18 protein-coding genes are annotated in these 17394 nt (G+C 67.3%); 12 read left to right on the top strand and 6 right to left on the bottom strand.

What is annotated here, in order from left to right; translation table 11 throughout:
* Positions 1–256 precede the first annotated feature (256 nt).
* The gene (locus ACF3NP_RS08720) at positions 257–1246 is read left to right on the top strand and encodes a hypothetical protein (RefSeq protein ID WP_181889748.1); all 990 of its coding nucleotides are present in this window, start codon (positions 257–259) and stop codon (positions 1244–1246) included.
* Positions 1247–1269: 23 nt separating this feature from the next.
* Here ACF3NP_RS08720 and ACF3NP_RS08715 read toward each other — a convergent pair whose 3' ends face one another.
* The gene (locus ACF3NP_RS08715) at positions 1270–2202 is read right to left on the bottom strand and encodes a 1,4-dihydroxy-2-naphthoyl-CoA synthase (protein WP_181889749.1); all 933 of its coding nucleotides are present in this window, start codon (positions 2200–2202) and stop codon (positions 1270–1272) included.
* 61 nt (positions 2203–2263) lie between these two features.
* Here ACF3NP_RS08715 and ACF3NP_RS08710 point away from each other — a divergent pair, with 61 nt between their 5' ends.
* From ACF3NP_RS08710 to ACF3NP_RS08665, 10 genes are all read left to right on the top strand, one after another.
* A complete protein-coding gene (locus ACF3NP_RS08710) occupies positions 2264–2500 on the top strand; it encodes a FeoA family protein (RefSeq protein ID WP_181889750.1) in 237 nt (78 codons plus the stop codon).
* Positions 2500–4428, top strand: coding sequence for a ferrous iron transport protein B (gene feoB, locus ACF3NP_RS08705; protein ID WP_392398631.1), 1929 nt, complete (start codon positions 2500–2502; stop codon positions 4426–4428). Before ACF3NP_RS08710 ends, feoB begins: the two co-directional genes overlap by 1 nt.
* Positions 4428–4697: a hypothetical protein gene (locus tag ACF3NP_RS08700; RefSeq protein ID WP_181889752.1), complete on the top strand. Its 270-nt coding sequence runs from the start codon at positions 4428–4430 to the stop codon at positions 4695–4697. The genes feoB and ACF3NP_RS08700 overlap by 1 nt, the downstream gene beginning before the upstream one ends.
* A gap of 44 nt (positions 4698–4741) precedes the next feature.
* Positions 4742–5704: an o-succinylbenzoate synthase gene (locus tag ACF3NP_RS08695; RefSeq protein WP_181889753.1), complete on the top strand. Its 963-nt coding sequence runs from the start codon at positions 4742–4744 to the stop codon at positions 5702–5704.
* Between the two features lie 49 nt (positions 5705–5753).
* Positions 5754–7334 carry an SLC13 family permease gene (locus ACF3NP_RS08690; RefSeq protein ID WP_181889754.1) on the top strand — a complete coding sequence of 527 codons (1581 nt, stop codon included), beginning with the start codon at positions 5754–5756 and terminating at the stop codon, positions 7332–7334.
* 68 nt (positions 7335–7402) lie between these two features.
* The gene (locus ACF3NP_RS08685) at positions 7403–7951 is read left to right on the top strand and encodes a hypothetical protein (protein WP_181889755.1); all 549 of its coding nucleotides are present in this window, start codon (positions 7403–7405) and stop codon (positions 7949–7951) included.
* On the top strand, positions 7952–9568 hold the full coding sequence (gene menD / locus ACF3NP_RS08680; protein ID WP_181889756.1) for a 2-succinyl-5-enolpyruvyl-6-hydroxy-3-cyclohexene-1-carboxylic-acid synthase: 1617 nt from the start codon (positions 7952–7954) through the stop codon (positions 9566–9568).
* Positions 9565–9981, top strand: coding sequence for a DUF3592 domain-containing protein (locus ACF3NP_RS08675; protein ID WP_236883578.1), 417 nt, complete (start codon positions 9565–9567; stop codon positions 9979–9981). Before menD ends, ACF3NP_RS08675 begins: the two co-directional genes overlap by 4 nt.
* Before the next feature lie 645 nt (positions 9982–10626).
* A complete protein-coding gene (locus tag ACF3NP_RS08670) occupies positions 10627–11850 on the top strand; it encodes a glycosyltransferase family 4 protein (RefSeq protein ID WP_181889758.1) in 1224 nt (407 codons plus the stop codon).
* Positions 11851–11882: 32 nt separating this feature from the next.
* On the top strand, positions 11883–12560 hold the full coding sequence (locus tag ACF3NP_RS08665) for a metal-dependent transcriptional regulator (protein WP_038609549.1): 678 nt from the start codon (positions 11883–11885) through the stop codon (positions 12558–12560).
* On the opposite strand, the gene ACF3NP_RS08660 is transcribed toward ACF3NP_RS08665, so the two are convergent.
* From ACF3NP_RS08660 to ACF3NP_RS08645, 4 genes are read right to left on the bottom strand one after another with little or no spacing between them, the layout of a single operon-like run.
* Positions 12461–13384, bottom strand: coding sequence for a metal ABC transporter permease (locus ACF3NP_RS08660; RefSeq protein WP_051106251.1), 924 nt, complete (start codon positions 13382–13384; stop codon positions 12461–12463). The genes ACF3NP_RS08665 and ACF3NP_RS08660 overlap by 100 nt on opposite strands.
* Entirely contained in the window at positions 13381–14106 is a 726-nt protein-coding gene (locus ACF3NP_RS08655; protein WP_034997179.1) for a metal ABC transporter ATP-binding protein, read from the bottom strand. The genes ACF3NP_RS08660 and ACF3NP_RS08655 overlap by 4 nt, the downstream gene beginning before the upstream one ends.
* A complete protein-coding gene (locus ACF3NP_RS08650; RefSeq protein WP_066529067.1) occupies positions 14103–15026 on the bottom strand; it encodes a metal ABC transporter substrate-binding protein in 924 nt (307 codons plus the stop codon). The genes ACF3NP_RS08655 and ACF3NP_RS08650 overlap by 4 nt, the downstream gene beginning before the upstream one ends.
* A gap of 36 nt (positions 15027–15062) precedes the next feature.
* The gene (locus ACF3NP_RS08645; RefSeq protein ID WP_181889759.1) at positions 15063–15299 is read right to left on the bottom strand and encodes a hypothetical protein; all 237 of its coding nucleotides are present in this window, start codon (positions 15297–15299) and stop codon (positions 15063–15065) included.
* A 93-nt stretch (positions 15300–15392) separates the two neighbouring features.
* Here ACF3NP_RS08645 and ACF3NP_RS08640 point away from each other — a divergent pair, with 93 nt between their 5' ends.
* Positions 15393–16082 carry a demethylmenaquinone methyltransferase gene (locus ACF3NP_RS08640; protein ID WP_181889760.1) on the top strand — a complete coding sequence of 230 codons (690 nt, stop codon included), beginning with the start codon at positions 15393–15395 and terminating at the stop codon, positions 16080–16082.
* On the opposite strand, the gene ACF3NP_RS08635 is transcribed toward ACF3NP_RS08640, so the two are convergent.
* The gene (locus ACF3NP_RS08635; RefSeq protein ID WP_392398630.1) at positions 16079–17299 is read right to left on the bottom strand and encodes a geranylgeranyl reductase family protein; all 1221 of its coding nucleotides are present in this window, start codon (positions 17297–17299) and stop codon (positions 16079–16081) included. The genes ACF3NP_RS08640 and ACF3NP_RS08635 overlap by 4 nt on opposite strands.
* Positions 17300–17394 lie beyond the last annotated feature (95 nt).

Genomic DNA, 17394 nt, shown 5'->3' with positions numbered 1-17394 from the left:
CAGTCGTGGCGGGTCGCGGTGGGCGGTGCGACGGGGCGGATCGGCGGGGCGGATAAACGGGCGTTTGCGGCGAGGTCGATACCTTGATGTCGATAGTTGCTGGTCACAGCGTTTCGCCGATTTTGAGCCGAAAACACTCCCGACGCGCTGACCTGGAACTATCGACCTGGAAGTATCGACATCGAGCTATCGACCTGGCTAGGCCCGCTCCTGGTCACCTGTAACGCAGATCTCACTTGCCACCGATAAAACAGACATGAGGAAGATCATCGCACCGGCCGTCGCTGCGGCGACCGCCCTAACACTCACCGTCCCTGTCACTGCTACCGCCGCCACCTTGACCCCGTTTACCAAGGACGGCACCAACTACTGCCGCGTCACGCTCAACGACGTCGAGCGCGGCCCCGCCAACCAAGCCGAACGCGCCGCGAAAACGCTCACGCACGGCATGTACGCCACCTCGGTCGTCGAGGCATTCGAGGCAACATTCCCGGAGCTGAAGAAGCTTGGCGACGATTACGTGGCCGAGCCGGACGTCGTCAAGCATTTGCGCCTGCTGCGGGACGACAAAACACCCGAGGACGACATCCGTGCCGACGCCCGCGCCGCCGCGAAGGAAAAGCTGGCGCCGCTGGGTCTGCACGGCACCGACGCCGACTTCTACCTGGATATGAAGGAAGGCTCCCAGATCCCGCTCGGTCCGGCCGGCCGCGCGCTGAAGGGCAACGCCGACTGGTTCGTGGGCATCGACGGCGGGGTGCCGAAGGTGCAGCCGCTCGGCGACGACTACGCGTTCGGCCGCACCGGCCAGAACACCGCGCAGTGGCTGCGCCACGTGGAAGGCTGGCAGCGCGACGCGTTCGCCGCGAACATGAAAAAGACCTACTTCGGCCAGGTGCAGGACACGTTGGAAAGCTCGTACTACTACGCGCTCGAGGAGGCCAAGACCTGCCACGACGGCACCAGCCACGTCATCTTCCCCATGCAGGATCTGAAGCTGCCGAAGGCGCCGGAACTGGCCAACGCCGACTTGGGCGATACCGCGCCTGAGCCGGTTCCAGCCCCGAAGGACCCGGAGGAGAAGCCGGACACCAACGCCCCGGAGACCTTCGACGCCAAGTTGGCCAAGATCTTGGGCATCGTCGCCGCGGTGTTGACGGCACTGGGCGCGCTGTTCGGCCTGCTGCAGAACATGGGCGTCAAGGGCCTGCCCGCCATTCCGCAGATTCCGGGGTTGACCAAGTAACTAGCCGGCGCAGCCTCGCAGCGCTAGTAGTAGAACGGGAACTCGTCCCAGCGCGGCGGGCGCTTTTCCAAAAACGAGTCGCGGCCCTCGACGGCCTCGTCGGTCATGTACGCCAGGCGGGTGGCCTCGCCGGCGAAGACTTGCTGGCCCATCAGGCCGTCGTCGACAAGGTTGAACGCGAATTTCAGCATGCGCTGCGCGGTGGGGGACTTGCCGTTGATTTCGCGGGCGACCTGGATCGCCTCGTCCTCAAGCGAGGCGTGCGGCGCGACGATGTTCACCGCGCCCATGCGCTGCATCTCCTCCGCGGTGTAGGTGCGGCCGAGGAAGAAGATCTCGCGCGCGAACTTCTGGCCCACCATCTTGGCCAAATACGCCGAGCCGTAGCCGGCGTCGAAGGACCCCACGTCCGCGTCGGTCTGCTTGAAGCGGGCTTCCTCGCGCGAGGCGATGGTCATGTCGCACACCACGTGCAGCGAGTGCCCGCCGCCGGCCGCCCAGCCGTTCACCACGGCGATGACCACCTTCGGCATCGTGCGGATCAAACGCTGGACCTCCAGGATGTGCAGGCGCCCGCCCTCGGCCTTCACGCGCGCTTCATCGACGGTCTCCGCAGTCTCGCCGCCTGCGTACTGGTAGCCGGAGCGGCCCCGGATGCGCTGGTCGCCGCCGGAGCAAAACGCCCAGCCGCCGTCCTTTTCCGATGGCCCGTTGCCGGTCAGCAGCACCACGCCTACCGACGGATCGCGCCGGGCGTGATCCAACGCCTGGTAGAGCTCGTCAACGGTGTGGGGGCGAAACGCGTTGCGCACCTCGGGCCGGTCGAACGCGATGCGCACGGTGCCGTCGGCACGCGTGTCGCCCACGTGGCGGTGGTAGGTGATGTCCGTGAAATCAAAGCCCTCGACCTCGCGCCACTGGCTGGGGTCGAAGGGCTGGGCGGTGGAGTACTGCATGGGGGTAATCGTACCCATACACCCCTTTTAGTTAGGGCAGCCTTGCTTTAGTATCAGTGTCATGCAAGAACATGTGCTTATCGACGTTCCAGTCGGCCACAACGCCACCATCACGCACGTCAGCTGCCCGACGGCGCGTCGGCTGCGCGAGCTGGGCCTCCGCGCCGGTGCGGAGGTGACCGTCATGCAGAAAACCGCTGGCGGCGGCCGCGTGATCAAGGTCCGAGGCTCCCATTACGCACTGGGTAAGGACACTCTTCGCCGCATCACCATCGCTCCGACCGAGCAGGCCGCGTAATGGCCGACTGTCACGGCGCGCCGGTTTCAGAGTTCGCGCCGGTGGGCACGCCCACCATCGCGCTGGTCGGCGCGCCGAACGCGGGCAAGTCCACGCTGTTCAACGCGTTGACGGGCGCGAGCGCGACCATGGGCAACTACCCGGGCACCACCGTCGAGGTTGCCCGCGGCGTGTGGCGCCCCGCCGGCGCCACCTACAACATCGTCGACTTCCCAGGCGCGTACTCGCTGGACCCAGTCAGCCCCGACGAGGCACTCACGCGCGAGCTGCTTATCGACGACACACGTGACCGCCCCGACCTCATCCTGGCGACGGTGGACACCTCGAACCTGGCGCGCGGCCTGTACTTGGTGGCGCAACTGGCGGAGCACCCGTACCGGCTCGTGGTGGTGCTGACCAAGAGCGACGTGGCGGCCAAGCAGGGACTGGAGGTGGACCCAGTGGCGCTCGAGCGGGAACTGGGCGTGCCGGTTGTAGTGCTGGATCCGCGGCGGAGGGACGTTGGTGGGGTGGCGGAGCTCGTCGCTAAGCAACTGCACGTACCTGCCGCAGCGGCGCGTGGGACCGCGGCCGGCGACGAGTTCGCGCAGGCCGATGAGCGTTTCGAGTGGATCGACAACGCGGTGGCCGCCGCGACCGTGCGCAACGAGCACCGCGACACCGTGACCGAGGCCGTGGACCGTGTCGTGCTGCACCCTGTGGCCGGCCCTCTGATCTTTTTGGCCGCCATGTTCGCGGTCTTCCAGATCACCACCACCGTCGCGGCACCTCTGCAAGATGGCCTGGATGCCTTCTTCGCCGGGCCGCTGTCGGACTGGGCCACCGCCGGTTTGGCGCGCATCGGTCTGGGTTACCCCGTCGTGCAGGGGCTGATTGTCAACGGACTGATCGGCGGCGTGGGCATGGTGCTCACGTTCGTGCCGCTGATGGCGCTGATGTTTCTGTGCCTAGCAGTGCTGGAGGACTCCGGGTACATGGCCCGTGCCGCCGTGGTCGCGGATCGGCTGATGCGCGCGATCGGGCTGCCCGGCAAGGCGTTCATCCCGCTGATCGTGGGATTCGGGTGCAACGTGCCGGCGATCGCCGCCACGCGCGTGCTGGCCACCCCGGAGCAGCGGCGGCTGACGGCACTGCTGGTGCCGTTCACCTCATGCTCCGCGCGCTTGACGGTGTACGTAATGCTGGCGCAGACGTTCTTCCCGGACCACGCTGGCACGGTGGTGTTTGCCATGTACGTGGTCTCCATTGCGCTGGTGGTGCTGGCCGGGCTTCTGCTGCGCGGCACTCTGTGGCGGACGATGGGCTCGGACCCGTTGGTGATCGACCTGCCCACCTACCAGCTACCCACCGCGCGGCTGAGCCTGTCCGTGATGTGGTCGCGCCTGAAGGGCTTTCTCAACACCGCAGGCGGCATCATCGTCGCCACCGTGGTGGTCATCTGGGCGCTCCAATCCACACCCGCGGTGGGCGGGTACAGCTGGGGCGACGAGGACCTGGCGCCGGCGGACTCCGCCTACGGTGTGGCTTCCGGCGCGGTTGCCCCAGTGTTTGAACCGGCGGGTTTCGGCTCCTGGTCGCTCACCGGCCCGCTGGTCACCGGCTTTCTGGCCAAAGAGGCGGTGATTTCCACCTGGGCGCAGACCTACGCGCTGGAGGACCCGTCGGGCCTCGAGCCTAAGGAGCAGGGCACCTCCGACCTGGCCGCCGCAGTGCGCGCGGACTTCGACGAAGCTTCCGGCGGGCACAGGATCGCCGCGGTGTGGGCCTACATGATCTTCCTCATGGCGTACACCCCGTGCGTGGCTACGCTCGCCGCGCAGCGCCGCGAGATCGGCTGGAAGTGGACCCTGCTCGGGCTTGTGGGCCAACTCGCGCTCGCGTGGGCGCTGGCCGTGGGCACCTTCCAGCTGCTGAAGGTGTTCTTCTGATGCGCCCCATGCAGGCCGTTGTGGCGGCTATCAAAGACGGTGCACGCTCCCGCACCGACATCCGCCGCGTGACGGGGCTGACGGATTCCACCGTGGATGCCGTGGTCCACCACCTTGAGCGCACCGGCCACCTCACGCTGGAAGAGCTCGGCTCGTCTTGCGCGGGCGGGAACTGCAGTTCGTGCATCGCCGCCGCGGCCAACGGCATGACGTGCGCGGACAGACCGAAGGGGCCGGTCGCTCTCGTGCTGACCAAGCGGCCGCAGTAGCCTCTATGCAACTACCTCGGCCGGTAAAGAGGTATAAAGCACCCATGCTGCCTTCCGCCGACGAGATCCTCGAGCGCGCCCACGTTGTCGCGCTGCCCATGGCCGTGAAATTCCGCGGCGTGACCACCCGCGAGGCCCTGCTCATCGACGGCCCCGCCGGCTGGGGCGAATTCTCCCCCTTCGTCGAGTACGGCCCGCAGGAGTCCGCCGCGTGGCTGGCCGCCGGCATCGAGGCGGCGTTTACCGGCCTGCCTGAAGCGCACGGCGAAGTCGAGGTCAACGGCACCATCCCGGCGGTCGCCGACGTCGAGCCGGTGCTCGCGCGCTACCCCGGCGTCACCACCTTCAAAATCAAGGTGGCCGAGAAGGGGCAATCGCTTGACGACGACTTCCGGCGTGTCGCCGCCGTCCGCAAGCTTCGCCCCGACGCGACACTTCGCGTGGACGCCAACCGCGGCTGGAGCGTCGATGAGGCCGTCGAGGCCGCCGAGAAACTGGGGGAGCTGGAGTACATCGAGCAGCCCTGCGCCACTGTGGAGGAACTCGCGGAGGTTCGGCGACGCACCCAGACCCCGATCGCTGCGGACGAGTCCATCCGCCGCGCCGCGGACCCGTACCGCGTGGCCGAGCTCGGGGCGGCGGATGTGGCGGTGTGCAAGGTGGCGCCGTTAGGTGGCGTCGATAAGCTTCTGCGAATTGCCCGCGACTTGGACCTCGATGTGACCGTGGCCAGCGCGTTGGATACCGCCGTCGGGATGGACGCGGGGCTGGTGGTCGCGAAACTTGCCGGCTCGCGCGCGGCTGGGCTGGCCACGCAGCGGCTGTTTGTTGAAGACGTCGCGGAGCCCCGGGAGATCACAAACGGACGCATGGCTGTCACCCGCACCACCCCCGATCCGGACAGACTGCACGCGCTGCGGGCGCCAGCGACGCGCCGCGACTGGTGGTTCGACCGCGTCCGCGCCTGCGTAGAGGTGCTAAATCAGTGCCCCCGAATCCGGGTGTAATTCCGGAAACGGGTGTGGGAATCAGGGGGTGTCCGCTAACCTTTCGCCCATGTCGACTCCCGTGATCCACGATTCCGCCGCCCTTTCCGACGGCGACCTCGCCAAAGCACCCGAACCCGGCGAGTGGCGCCGCCAACTCATCGGCCTGATCACCGGCGTGATCCTCGCCGCGCTCGTCTACTTCTTTTTCCCCTCCGGCGCGGCGGACACCGTCGCTCAGTCCTCCGGCGCGAAGGAAGGCGTGGAGTACTCCGCCGACACCATGCGCATCGTCGCCGCCACCACCGTCCTCATGGGCGCGTGGTGGATGACCGAGGCGATCCCGCTGGCCGCCACCGCACTGCTTCCCATCGCCGTGTTCCCGCTGGCGGGCGTGGCGCCGTTTAAAGACGTCTCTTCGCCCTACGCGTCCGCGACAATCTTCCTCTTCATGGGCGGCTTCCTCATGGCGCTGGGCCTGCAGCGCTGGAACCTGCACCGCCGCCTGGCGCTGATGGTGGTCAAGGTGGTGGGCACCAGCCCGAAGCGCATCATTTTGGGCTTCATGCTCGCCACCGGATTCATGTCCATGTGGGTGTCCAACACCGCAACCGCCGTGGTGATGCTGCCCATCGGCACCTCCGTGCTCATGCTCACCGCGGACACCGTCGGCGGGATGAAAAACCAGAAGAAGTTCGCCACCGCGCTCATGCTGGCGATCGCGTACTCGGCGTCCATCGGCTCGCTGGCAACGCTCATCGGCACCCCGCCGAACGCGCTGCTGAAGGGCTACATGGAAGAAGCCCACGGCATCGTCATCGGCTTCGGCGAGTGGATGCTGGTGGGCCTGCCGGTGGCCGTGGTGTTCACCTTCATCGCGTGGTGGGTGCTCATCACCGTGTTCAAGCCTGAAGTGGACACCATCCCGGGCGGGCGCGAGCTCATCGACGCCGAGCTGAAAAAGCTCGGCCCCTGGACCTTCCCCCAGGTCGCCGTCGGTGTGATCTTCCTGGTGGCCGCACTGGCGTGGATCTTCATCCCGCTGGGCCGCAACCAGTTCGGCTGGGACTTCCCGTACGACGACGCGATTGTGGGCATCATCGCCGGCCTGCTCATGTTCATCGTGCCCGGCACCGCCAACGGCAAGCGCCTTCTGGACTGGGAGACGGCCAACGAGATGCCGTGGGACGTGCTGCTGCTGTTCGGCGGCGGGCTTTCCCTGTCCGCCATGTTCACCGCTACCGGCCTGTCCCTGTGGATCGGCGAGAAGGCCAAGGGGCTGGCGTCGCTGCCGATGATCCTGCTTATCTTCGCAGTCGCCGCGCTCGTGCTGATCTTGACGGAGCTGACCTCCAACACCGCCACGGCCGCGACGTTCCTGCCCATCATGGGCGGCGTTGCAGTGGGCATCGGGCTTACCGACGCCACGGAGATGAACGTCATGCTCCTTGCCATCCCGGTAGCACTCGCCGCCACCTGTGCGTTCATGCTGCCGGTGGCGACCCCGCCGAACGCGATCGCGTACTCCTCCGGCTACGTCACCATGGGCGAGATGATCAAGGGCGGCGTCTGGCTCAACGTGATCGCCATGGTGCTGATCACGCTGGCGACCTACTTCATCGCGGTGCCTGTGTTCGGGCTCGTGCTCTAAAGCCTCTAAAGCCCGACACCTTCGCGCCCCGTCAATTGCATTTGGCGGGGCGCGCTAGTGTATTTCGCATGGATAACGAGACGAGACAGTACGGCCCCCAGGGTGGCGAGCCGCGCCGCGAGCGGCCCCGGCAGTACTTCCCGGACCAGTCCCAAAACCAGTACCAGCAGCAGGCGCAGCCGCGCTACGAGGAGCACTACGCCCAGCCCGCCTACCAGCCGCAGTACGAGTACGAACAGCCGTACTACGACAACGGCTACGAGCCGGAGCCGGAGAAGGACACGTCGGCAGGCGCGATTGCGCTCGGCGTGTTCGCGGCGCTGAGCTTCATCGCCGCGGTGGTGCTGGCCGTGCTGTGGCGCGGCGCGGCGGCGGAGGCGGACAAGCCGCCGGTGACGGAGACCAGCACGGTTACCCAGACCACCACGGAAACGAAGACGGAGACCACCACCAAGTTCCCGTCCATTTTCCGGGACCGGGACAACCCCACCGCCACGCTGGAGCCGATGGAGCCTGCGCCGGATCCGAACGAGATCGAGCGCGAGATCCGCGACGGCGCCCGCGACATTCTGGACCAGCTGCGCGGCGGCGCGGACGAGTACCTACAGGAGCAGTAGATGGCAGCTATGGAGATTGCGGCGGCGGTGGCGGAGCTCGTCGCGAAGCATTGCACCGATGTGGTCATGAGCCCGGGCTCGCGCAACTCGCCGCTGGCCTACGCGCTTTTGGCGCGCCGCGACGTGACGGTGCACATGCGTATCGACGAGCGCTCCGCCGCCTTCACCGCCCTCGGCCTCGCACGGGTGCAGCGCCGGCACGTCGGCGTGGTGATGACCTCCGGCACCGCCGTGGCCAACGCGTACCCGGCGGTGATTGAGGCGCACATGTCGCACACCCCGCTCGCGGTGATCAGCGCGGACCGCCCGGAGCGCCTCGTCGGCACAGGCGCGTCGCAGACCATCTGGCAGCAGGGCATCTTCGGCCGTTACGCCGAAACGCAGCAGGTGCAATCGCTTGACGACGTCCACGCGGCCTCCTTTGCCACCCCCCAGGTCCACATCAACGTGGCCCTCGACGCCCCGCTCGTGCCGGAAGCGCTGCCGGAGCCGGTGGGGCAGCCGCGCCGGGTTGGGCCGGGTGCGCTCGAGGGGTCGCGCGACTGGGTCGATCACGGCGCTGTGGACGTGGACCTGACCCGCAACTCCCTGGTCATCGCCGGCGACGAGGCCTGGGAGGTGCCGGGACTCGAGCACGTGCCCACCATCGCCGAGCCCACCGCGCCCACACCCTTCCACCAGGTGCACCCGCTGGCCGCGCGCTTTTTCGCCCAGTCCGAGGTGGCCATCTCCCACGACGGTGGCGACTTCGCCGCCGACACCAAACCGGAGCAGGTCATCGTGGTCGGCCACCCGACGCTGCACCGCGACGTGATGGCCCTTTTGGCCGACCCGGACATCGAGGTCATCGGCATCTCGCGCACCGAGACGTTCACCGGCCAGCCCGACAAGCGCGGCTCGCGCGTCAACGCCACCGGCCAGCCCACGGACACGTGGCTGAAAATCTGCGAGGCCGCCGGCGACGTCGGCGCCGACACCGTGCGCCAGGCGCTCACCGAAGACGAGTTCGGGTTCACCGGCCTGCACGTCGCCGCCGCGGTGTGCGACACCCTCGGCGTGGGCGACACGCTGGTGCTCGGCTCGTCCAACCCGGTGCGCGACGCGTCGTTCGTGGGCATGCCCTTCGACGGGGTATCCACGTATGCCGCGCGCGGTGCCGCGGGCATCGACGGCACCGTCTCCCAGGCCGTCGGCGTGGCGTTGGCCACCCAGGCGCTGCGCCCGGACGAGATCCGCGCCCCGCGCGCGCTCGCCCTGATGGGGGATTTGACCTTCCTCCACGACGCCAACGGCCTGCTCATCGGGCCCGACGAGCCACGCCCGGGCAACCTCACCATCGTGGTGGCCAACGACGACGGCGGCGGCATCTTCGAGTCCCTCGAGCCGGGCGCGGACAACCTCCGCGGCGCGTTTGAGCGGGTGTTTGGCACGCCCCACGGCACGGACGTGGAGAAGCTGGCGGAAGCGTACGGGGCCGACTACCGCCGCGCCGACACCCTCGCCGAGCTCAACGAGGTGCTGCTGGAGCTCGAGGCCCAGCCAAACCCGATCAGCGTCGTGGAGACCGCCACCACCCGCAGCACCCGTCGAGCGCTGGCGGCGCGCCTGAACCGATGAGGTGGCGCCGCCGCGCGCACCAGGTGGTGCTCGCGCTCTACGCGTTTGCCACCCTCGGCAGCGTTGCCATGGTCGCAGGCCCCGCGCTCAACGACGCTCGCATCCAGGCCAACCCCGGCCGCGGCACCGCCATCGTCACCGAAGCCGGGCGCATGCGCACGTTTGTGGAGTACCAGACGGAAGACGGCCAGCTGGTATCCCCGCCGCGCGGGCTTCTGTACCCGACCGGCCTGGGGGAAGGGCAGCAGGTGTGGGTGACCTACGACAAAACCGACCCCGACCTGGTCAAGGTGGAAGGCCGCGGCTGGGCGCTGGCGCTTCTGCCCGCCCTGTCGACGTGGGCGGTGGCCACGCTCGTCGCGGCCGGGGCGTGGTTTGCTGTTGGGCGTTGGGGGCCGGAGGAACGTCGATAAGCTCTCGCTTCCGCGCCGCCGGCACCCCCGCGACCAAGGTGTCGCTGGGGACGTCGCGCGTGACCACCGACCCCGCGGCCACCACCACACGGTCGCCGATGCTCACACCCGGCATCACCATCGCGCCCGCGCCGAACCAGCAATCCTCGCCGATAGTGATCGGGCGGGCGCGCTCCCACCCCTGCGCCCGGCGGGCGTGATCCGTCACCGGGTGCTCCACGGTGATGAGCTGGCAGCCGGGACCGAACAGCGTCCTCGCGCCGATGTTTATGTCTGCCAGGTCCAGGATGACGCAGTTGAAGTTGAGGAAACATCCCGGGCCGAATTCGGTGTTGGCGCCGAGCTCCACGTACAGCGGGGCGAACACCTCGGGCAGCTCGCCCTGCGGGAAAATCTCCCGCAGCAGCTCGGCCGAGCGTTGTGGATCCGTCAGGGCAGGGCCGTTGAGCTCGCGCAGCGCGCGGCACACCTCGGCGCTGCAGGCGCTTGGCTCCTCGCCGCCCGGCAAGTACCAGCGGCCGGACCGGATATGGGCCATGTCATAGGTTGTGCTCCATGGGCCCCAACGTAGCGTTTGCGAAAATTCACGCGCCGTTTAACTGCGGTTGGGCGGTGGTTCGCCTGGGTGTGCAAAAGTATGTGGCTATGCGAGTGGGAATCGTGGCGGAGTCTTTCCTCCCCAACGTCAACGGAGTGACCAATTCGGTGCTGCGCGTGCTCGAGCACCTCAAGCGCGAAGGCCACGAGGCGATGGTCGTCGCACCCGGCGCGCGCGACTTTCAGGACGAGATCCCGGACTACCTCGGTTTCGAGATCGTCCGCGTGCCTACCGTCATGGTCCCGCTGGTGGATTCGCTGCCGATCGGCGTGCCCACCTCCACCGTCGCCGCGGCGCTGTCCGGGTTCAAGCCGGACATCATCCACCTGGCTAGCCCGTTCGTCCTCGGCGGGGCGGGCGCGTTCGCGGCGCGCCAGCTCGGCGTGCCGGCGGTGGCGCTGTACCAGACGGACGTCGCCGGCTTCGCCACCAAGTACCACCTGCCCATGGTGGCGAATTTGGCGTGGGACTGGACGCGCACGATTCACAATATGAGCGAGATGACGCTGGCGCCGTCGTCGAGCTACATCCGCATGCTCGAGTCCCACGGCATCAAAAACGTGCGCCACTGGGGCCGCGGCGTGGACACCGAGCTGTTCAATCCGGCAAAGCGCTCCGACGTGCTGCGCCGCATGTGGGATCCCACGGGCGAGAAGAAGATCGTCGGCTTCGTGGGCAGGTTGGCCGCGGAGAAGTCGGTGCACCGCCTCGCCCCGCTTGTCGACGACCCTGCGGTCCAACTCGTCATCGTCGGCGACGGCCCGGAGCGGGATTGCCTTGCCGAGACCCTGCCTTCCGCCGTGTTCACCGGCGCGCTGTCCGGCGAGGAGCTCGCCCGCGCCTACGCGTCGCTGGACCTGTTCGTGCACACCGGCGAGTTTGAGACGTTCTGCCAGGCCATCCAGGAGGCGCAGGCCTCGGGCGTGCCGACGATCGGCCCGCGCGCCGGCGGCCCCATCGACCTGATTAAGCACGGAGACAACGGCCTGCTGCTTGAGGTGGACACCTTCGAAGACGAGCTGCCGGACGCCGCGCGCTGGATCCTCGACGACGTCCGCCACGCCACCCTGCAGGCCGCCGCCCGCGAGTCCGTGGCCGACAAGACCTGGGCCGCACTCGGCGACCAGCTGCTGGGTTACTACACCGAGGTGCTGGACTCCTACGAGCGCAAGGTGGTCAGCCTGTTCGGCCGCGACGTGGCCCTGCCGCGCTGGGCACCGGCACGCCTAGGCCAATCCCGCAGGCAAGCGCGGCGCGGCGACACCGCGTAGGCGCATGCGCGCCGCCAAGTAGAGTGGCGAGCATGTCCGTCGGCGACCTGTCCACCAGCACCCAGAACTACCTCAAAGGCATCTGGGCGCTTTCGGAGTGGTCAGATACGCCGGTGACGCCGTCGTCAGTGGCCAAGCACCTTGGACTGCGCAAATCCACCGTCTCCGACGGGGTGCGCAAACTCGGCGAGCAGGGCCTGGTGGAGCACAAGCCCTACGGCGCCGTCGAGCTGACCGACACTGGCCGCACGTACGCGGTGGCGATGATCCGCCGCCACCGCCTGATTGAAACGTTTTTGGTGGAGGCGTTGGGCTACACCTGGGACCAGGTGCACGACGAGGCCGAAAACCTCGAGCACTCGGTGAGCGACTTTATGGTCGACCGCATCGACGCGTTTTTGGACTACCCCAGCCGCGACCCCCACGGTGACCCCATCCCCTCAGCCAGCGGGCGTGTTGATGCCCCCGAGGCCGTCCCACTGACCGGCGTGCAGCCGGGGCAGAAGGCCACGATTGAACGCATTGCCGACGACGACCCGAAACTGCTGCAATTCTTCGACAGTCACGGGCTCGTCGTCGGCGCAACCCTCGAGGTGGGAGAGGGTGCCCCTTACTCCGGCGCGGTCGCGGTCCGGCTTGCCGGCGCGGCGGAGGCGGTGCCGCTCGGCGAGGAAGCCACGGATTCCGTCTTCGTGCGCGTGGATGCGTAACGACGACCCCGCAGCACCCCATGCGGGCCGAACAGGTACACCACACCAAACACCACACCTTGGGCGAGCACAATCATGCCGCCAGAGGCTGTGTCCAGGTAGTAGGAGCAGTACAACCCCACGATTGCACACGCTGCCGACATGGTCGGGGCGATGACCAGCATCGTGCCGAACTTGTTGGTGAGCAGGTAGGCGGTCGCACCCGGGATGATCAGCATCGCCACCACCAGGATCACGCCAACGGCCTGGAGTGCCACCACTGACGTCAGCGCCAGCAGTGCCAGCAGGGCCGCACCGAGCAGGCGCGGATTCAACCCAATCGCGTGTGCATGGGTGGGATCGAACGCGTAGAGGGTGAAGTCGCGCCGCTTGAGCACCAGCACGCTCAACACGATCGCTCCCAGGATGGCCACCTGCAGCAGGTCCCCACGGGACACACCAAGCAGATTGCCGAAGATGATGTGGTTCAGATCCGTGTGCGAAGGGGTTACCGAAATGAGCACGAGCCCCAGCGCGAACATGGTGGTGAACACAATGCCAATGGCCGCATCCTCCTTCACCCGGGACGTATCGCGCACCAGCCCGATCAGTGCCACCGCAAGGAACCCGAACACCACCGCGCCGACGGCAAACGGCACGCCCAGAATGTAGGCCAGCACCACGCCGGGCAGGACAGCGTGGCTTACCGCATCGCCCATCAGCGACCAGCCAACCAACACCAGCCAGCACGACAACAGCGCGCAGACAATCGACGCCACCAGCGAGGTCGCAAGCGCACGCATCATGAACTCGTACCCAAACGGCTCCGTAAGCAGCGCAATCATGCTGACACCCCCATACCGAAGCCCTGTACCAAATTGTCCGGCTCTAACACCACTTCAGTCGGGGCGTGCATCAACACCCGGCGGTTCAACAGCACTGTCTCCGGCGCGAGCTGGGGCAAGGCAACCAGGTCGTGCGTCACCACAAAAATAGTGGTGCCTTCTGCCGCGAGGTCACGCAGCAGCTCAGTGATGGTGGCCTCGGAATGTTTGTCCACGCCGGCGAAGGGTTCGTCGAGAAGCATGATGCTCGCACCCTGAGCGATACCGCGGGCGATGAAGGCACGCTTCTTCTGGCCACCCGAAAGCTGACCGATCTGGCGGTCTGCGAACGACTCAAGGTGGGTGCGCTCAAGCGCGCGATCCACAGCCGCAATGTCCTCCGCACGCGCGTGGCGGGTAAAGCCCATGTGGCCGTAGCGGCCCATCATGACCACATCACGCACTGTGACCGGGAACTGCCAGTCCACGTCCTCGCTCTGCGGGACGTAGCCCAGCACCTGCGTCTTGCGGGCGCGCATGGGGTCGATGCCGTTGATACGAACCGTGCCGCGATCCGGCTTGACCAACCCCATGATCGCCTTGAGTAGCGTGGATTTGCCCGCGCCGTTCATCCCGATCAGCCCACAGATACGGCCTGGTTGGACGCTCAAAGTTGCGCCGTCGAGCGCGACGACGTCGCCGTAGCGCACCGCAACATCGTCAACCGCGATTGCGGGGATCACTGCTTGCCCCCGTTCAAACCGTCGATGATCACCTTCGTGTCGTGGCGAATCAGATCCAGGTAGGTCGGCACCGGACCGTTTTCCTCAGAAAGCGAATCGACGTAGAGGGTGCCGCCGTACTCCGCGCCGGTGGCCTTCACGACCTGCATCATCGGCGCGTTAGAGACCGTGGATTCACAGAACACAGACGGGACGTTGTTTTCCTTCACAAACTCGATCGCGCCGGCGATCTGCTGCGGGGTGGCTTCCTGCTCAGCGTTGACCGGCCAGATGTAGCGCTCGGTCAACTTCGCGTCGCGAGCCAGATAGGAGAACGCACCTTCGCAGGTGACCAAGGCGCGCTGCTTGTCGGGGACAGCGGCGAGCTTGGTTTCCAGCTCGTCTTGCACAGCCTGCAGTTCCTGCTTGTATGTTTCGCCGTTGGCCTTGAAATCATCGGCGTGCTCCGGGTCGAGTTCGCTGAACGCGTCGACGATGTTGTCCACGTACTTCTGCACGTTCACCGGACTCATCCAGGCGTGCGGGTTGGGCTTGCCGGCGTAGGCGTCCTCCGCGATGTCGATCGGGTCGACACCTTCGCTGACCACGGCGTGGGGCACGTCCAGGTCGGCGACGAACTGGGAGAACCAGTTTTCCAGGTTCATGCCGTTGTCCAGGATCAGGTCGGCGTCGGAGGCGCGCGAGATGTCGCCCGGGGTGGGCTCGTAGCCGTGGATTTCCGCGCCGGGTTTGGTGATGGACTCCACCCGCAGGTGGTCGCCGGCGACGTTCGAAGCGATGTCCTGGATCACCGTGAACGTGGTGAGTACCACGGGGGTGTCTTTGCCGCCTGCGGCGTCGGCGCTGTCCTGCGAACAGCCTGCGAGGCCGGCAGTTAGCGCAGCCGTGGCGGCGAGCGCGAGCACCTTGGATTTCAGCATGTTGGTCCTTTTCTTTCTGTGTACTTTTCCGTGCGGTTAGAGAAGCGGCGGCGGGCCGACGCGGTGGGACGTGGCAATGAATCGGTCGAGCTTTTCCGGGGATTCGTCGTGCAGGTAGACGGCGAGCAGCCGCATCAGGTTGAGCGTGACGTCTTCCGGGTTGGCGCTGGAGCGCACGAGCCGCGCGGACGCGAGGTGGTCGCCTTCGCGTGCGGTCTCGAACAATGCGATGGCTTCGAGCCATGCGCCCATGTTGGAGTCATCAAGTCCCATACCGGCGAATAATAAAGTTCGGTGCGCCGAACTTGCAAGTGTTGTGTTGTCGTATGGCCTCCGTTTGTGGGTGGCAAAGTAGACTTGCGCATCATGGCCAAGGCGGATCTGGACAAAAAGCCCTTCGACGTTGCCGGCATGTTCGACGACGTGGGCAAAAATTACGACAAAACAAACACTGTGCTGTCGTTCGGCCTGGACAAGTACTGGCGACGCCGCACGCGCGAGCGCCTCAACCTGCAGCCCGGCGAGCTCGTGCTGGATCTCGCCGCCGGCACCGCCGTGTCCACCGTGGAGCTGGGCAAGTCCGGCGCGTGGGTGGTTGCCTGCGACTTTTCCCAGGGCATGCTCGCCGCCGGCAAGGACCGCGACGTGCCCAAGGTCGTCGGCGACGCGATGCACCTGCCGTTTGCGGATGACACCTTCGACGCGGTGACCATCTCCTACGGGCTGCGCAACGTCCACGACTTCGAGGCGGGCCTGCGCGAGATGGCGCGCGTGACCAAGCCGGGCGGGCGTCTGGCCGTCAACGAGTTCTCCACCCCCGTGGTGCCGGGTTTCCGCACCCTGTACAAGGAGTACCTGCCGCTGGCGGTGCCAGCGCTGGCGAAGCTGTTTTCCTCCAACGCGGAGGCCTACGAGTACCTCGCCGAATCCATCCGCGCCTGGCCGGGCCAGGAGGAGCTCGCCGCGGCGATCAACGCCAACGGTTGGGCCGATGCTGGCTGGCAGAACCTCACCGGCGGTATTGTCGCGCTGCACAGCGCGGTCAAGCCTGCCTAGCGCACGTCCCAAAGCGGCTGGTCGCCCGACACCGCCCGCGCGCCCTTACCGGCCATACGCCACAGCCTTGCGACGAGGTCCGTGTCCTCCTCAGCCACGAGGTTGCCCATCAGCCGCGCCGCCACCGGCATGAGGTAACGCCCGCCCAGCCCGCGCAGCGCCACCGGTCCCGCCAGCGGCAAAAACTGCGGGTAGGTGAGCAGACGCGCCAGGGTGCGGGCCAGGGTGAACGCCTCGCCGTAGTGCTCGCGCAGAAGCGCCGGCCACGCGAGCGTCAGGTCGCCGCCGCCTGCGATCAGCTCGACGGCGGCGACCGCCGTTTCCAGTCCGTAGTCGATGCCCTCGCCGTTGAGCGGGTTCACGCACGCCGCCGCGTCGCCGATCAGCGCCCAGTTCGGGCCCGCCACGTTGGACACCGCCCCACCCATGGGCAGCAGCGCCGAGGCCACGGCCTGTTCTGGGCCGAGCTGCCACTCCTCGCGCTGCTGCGAGGCGTACAGGGCGAGCAGCTTCTTCGTGTTCACTTTCGCCGGGCGCGCATCCGTCGACAGTGCGCCGCAGCCGAGGTTCACGGTGCCGTCGCCAAGCGGGAAGATCCAGCCGTAGCCGGGCTGGATTACCCCGTCGGCGTCGCGAAGTTCCACGTGCGAGTGCATCCACGGCTCGTCCGAAAACGGCGAGGCGCAGTAGGATCGCGCCGCAATCCCGTAGACCTGCCCGCGGTGCCACGTACGCCCCAGCAGCTTGCCGAAGGGGGAGCGCACCCCGTCCGCCACGATCACCCAGCGGGCGCGGACCACCCCCTGCTCGGTCTCCACCGCGCTGATCGCGGAACCGCTGAAACGCACCCCCGTCGCGGCGCAGTTGTGGCGGACGGTGGCGCCGGCGAGCGAAGCTTCGTCGACAAGCATCGCGTCGAATCTCGCGCGCGGGGACGCGGACCCCTCGCCGCGCGGCCACGGCGCGACCACATCGCCGCCGAAGCCGTGCAGCTTCAGCCCGAAGTTGCGGTACGCGGGCACCTCAAGCCCCAGGCGCGCAAGCGTATCGACGGCCCGCGGCGTGAGCCCGTCCCCGCAGGTTTTGTCGCGGCGGGGGGATTGCGCGTCGAGAAGCAGGGTGCTCATGCCGGCGCGCTGCGCCGCGATCGCGGCGGCGGAACCCGCAGGGCCTGCGCCCACAACGACGAGGTCGAACAACTCACTCACGCGCCACATTCTGCCAGCGCCACCCGCAAGTGCACCCGGCGGGGTTATTGGGCTACGGTTAGTGCGTTACACATGGGCCCATCCAACCTGCAAGGACGTTATCT

Source organism: Corynebacterium lehmanniae (assembly GCF_043161975.1).
Taxonomy (GTDB): Bacteria; Actinomycetota; Actinomycetes; order Mycobacteriales; family Mycobacteriaceae; genus Corynebacterium; species Corynebacterium lehmanniae.
Note: the sequence above shows the minus strand (reverse complement) of the source record. Positions and strands in the feature narration are given on the sequence as shown.

Coding starts and splice junctions, on each gene's coding strand:
- ACF3NP_RS08720 (WP_181889748.1), top strand. CDS start 257: ATGAGGAAGATCATCGCACCGGCCGTCGCTGCGGCGACCGCCCTAACA.
- ACF3NP_RS08715 (WP_181889749.1), bottom strand. CDS start 2,202: ATGCAGTACTCCACCGCCCAGCCCTTCGACCCCAGCCAGTGGCGCGAG.
- ACF3NP_RS08710 (WP_181889750.1), top strand. CDS start 2,264: ATGCAAGAACATGTGCTTATCGACGTTCCAGTCGGCCACAACGCCACC.
- feoB (WP_392398631.1), top strand. CDS start 2,500: ATGGCCGACTGTCACGGCGCGCCGGTTTCAGAGTTCGCGCCGGTGGGC.
- ACF3NP_RS08700 (WP_181889752.1), top strand. CDS start 4,428: ATGCGCCCCATGCAGGCCGTTGTGGCGGCTATCAAAGACGGTGCACGC.
- ACF3NP_RS08695 (WP_181889753.1), top strand. CDS start 4,742: ATGCTGCCTTCCGCCGACGAGATCCTCGAGCGCGCCCACGTTGTCGCG.
- ACF3NP_RS08690 (WP_181889754.1), top strand. CDS start 5,754: ATGTCGACTCCCGTGATCCACGATTCCGCCGCCCTTTCCGACGGCGAC.
- ACF3NP_RS08685 (WP_181889755.1), top strand. CDS start 7,403: ATGGATAACGAGACGAGACAGTACGGCCCCCAGGGTGGCGAGCCGCGC.
- menD (WP_181889756.1), top strand. CDS start 7,952: ATGGCAGCTATGGAGATTGCGGCGGCGGTGGCGGAGCTCGTCGCGAAG.
- ACF3NP_RS08675 (WP_236883578.1), top strand. CDS start 9,565: ATGAGGTGGCGCCGCCGCGCGCACCAGGTGGTGCTCGCGCTCTACGCG.
- ACF3NP_RS08670 (WP_181889758.1), top strand. CDS start 10,627: ATGCGAGTGGGAATCGTGGCGGAGTCTTTCCTCCCCAACGTCAACGGA.
- ACF3NP_RS08665 (WP_038609549.1), top strand. CDS start 11,883: ATGTCCGTCGGCGACCTGTCCACCAGCACCCAGAACTACCTCAAAGGC.
- ACF3NP_RS08660 (WP_051106251.1), bottom strand. CDS start 13,384: ATGATTGCGCTGCTTACGGAGCCGTTTGGGTACGAGTTCATGATGCGT.
- ACF3NP_RS08650 (WP_066529067.1), bottom strand. CDS start 15,026: ATGCTGAAATCCAAGGTGCTCGCGCTCGCCGCCACGGCTGCGCTAACT.
- ACF3NP_RS08645 (WP_181889759.1), bottom strand. CDS start 15,299: ATGGGACTTGATGACTCCAACATGGGCGCATGGCTCGAAGCCATCGCA.
- ACF3NP_RS08640 (WP_181889760.1), top strand. CDS start 15,393: ATGGCCAAGGCGGATCTGGACAAAAAGCCCTTCGACGTTGCCGGCATG.
- ACF3NP_RS08635 (WP_392398630.1), bottom strand. CDS start 17,299: ATGTGGCGCGTGAGTGAGTTGTTCGACCTCGTCGTTGTGGGCGCAGGC.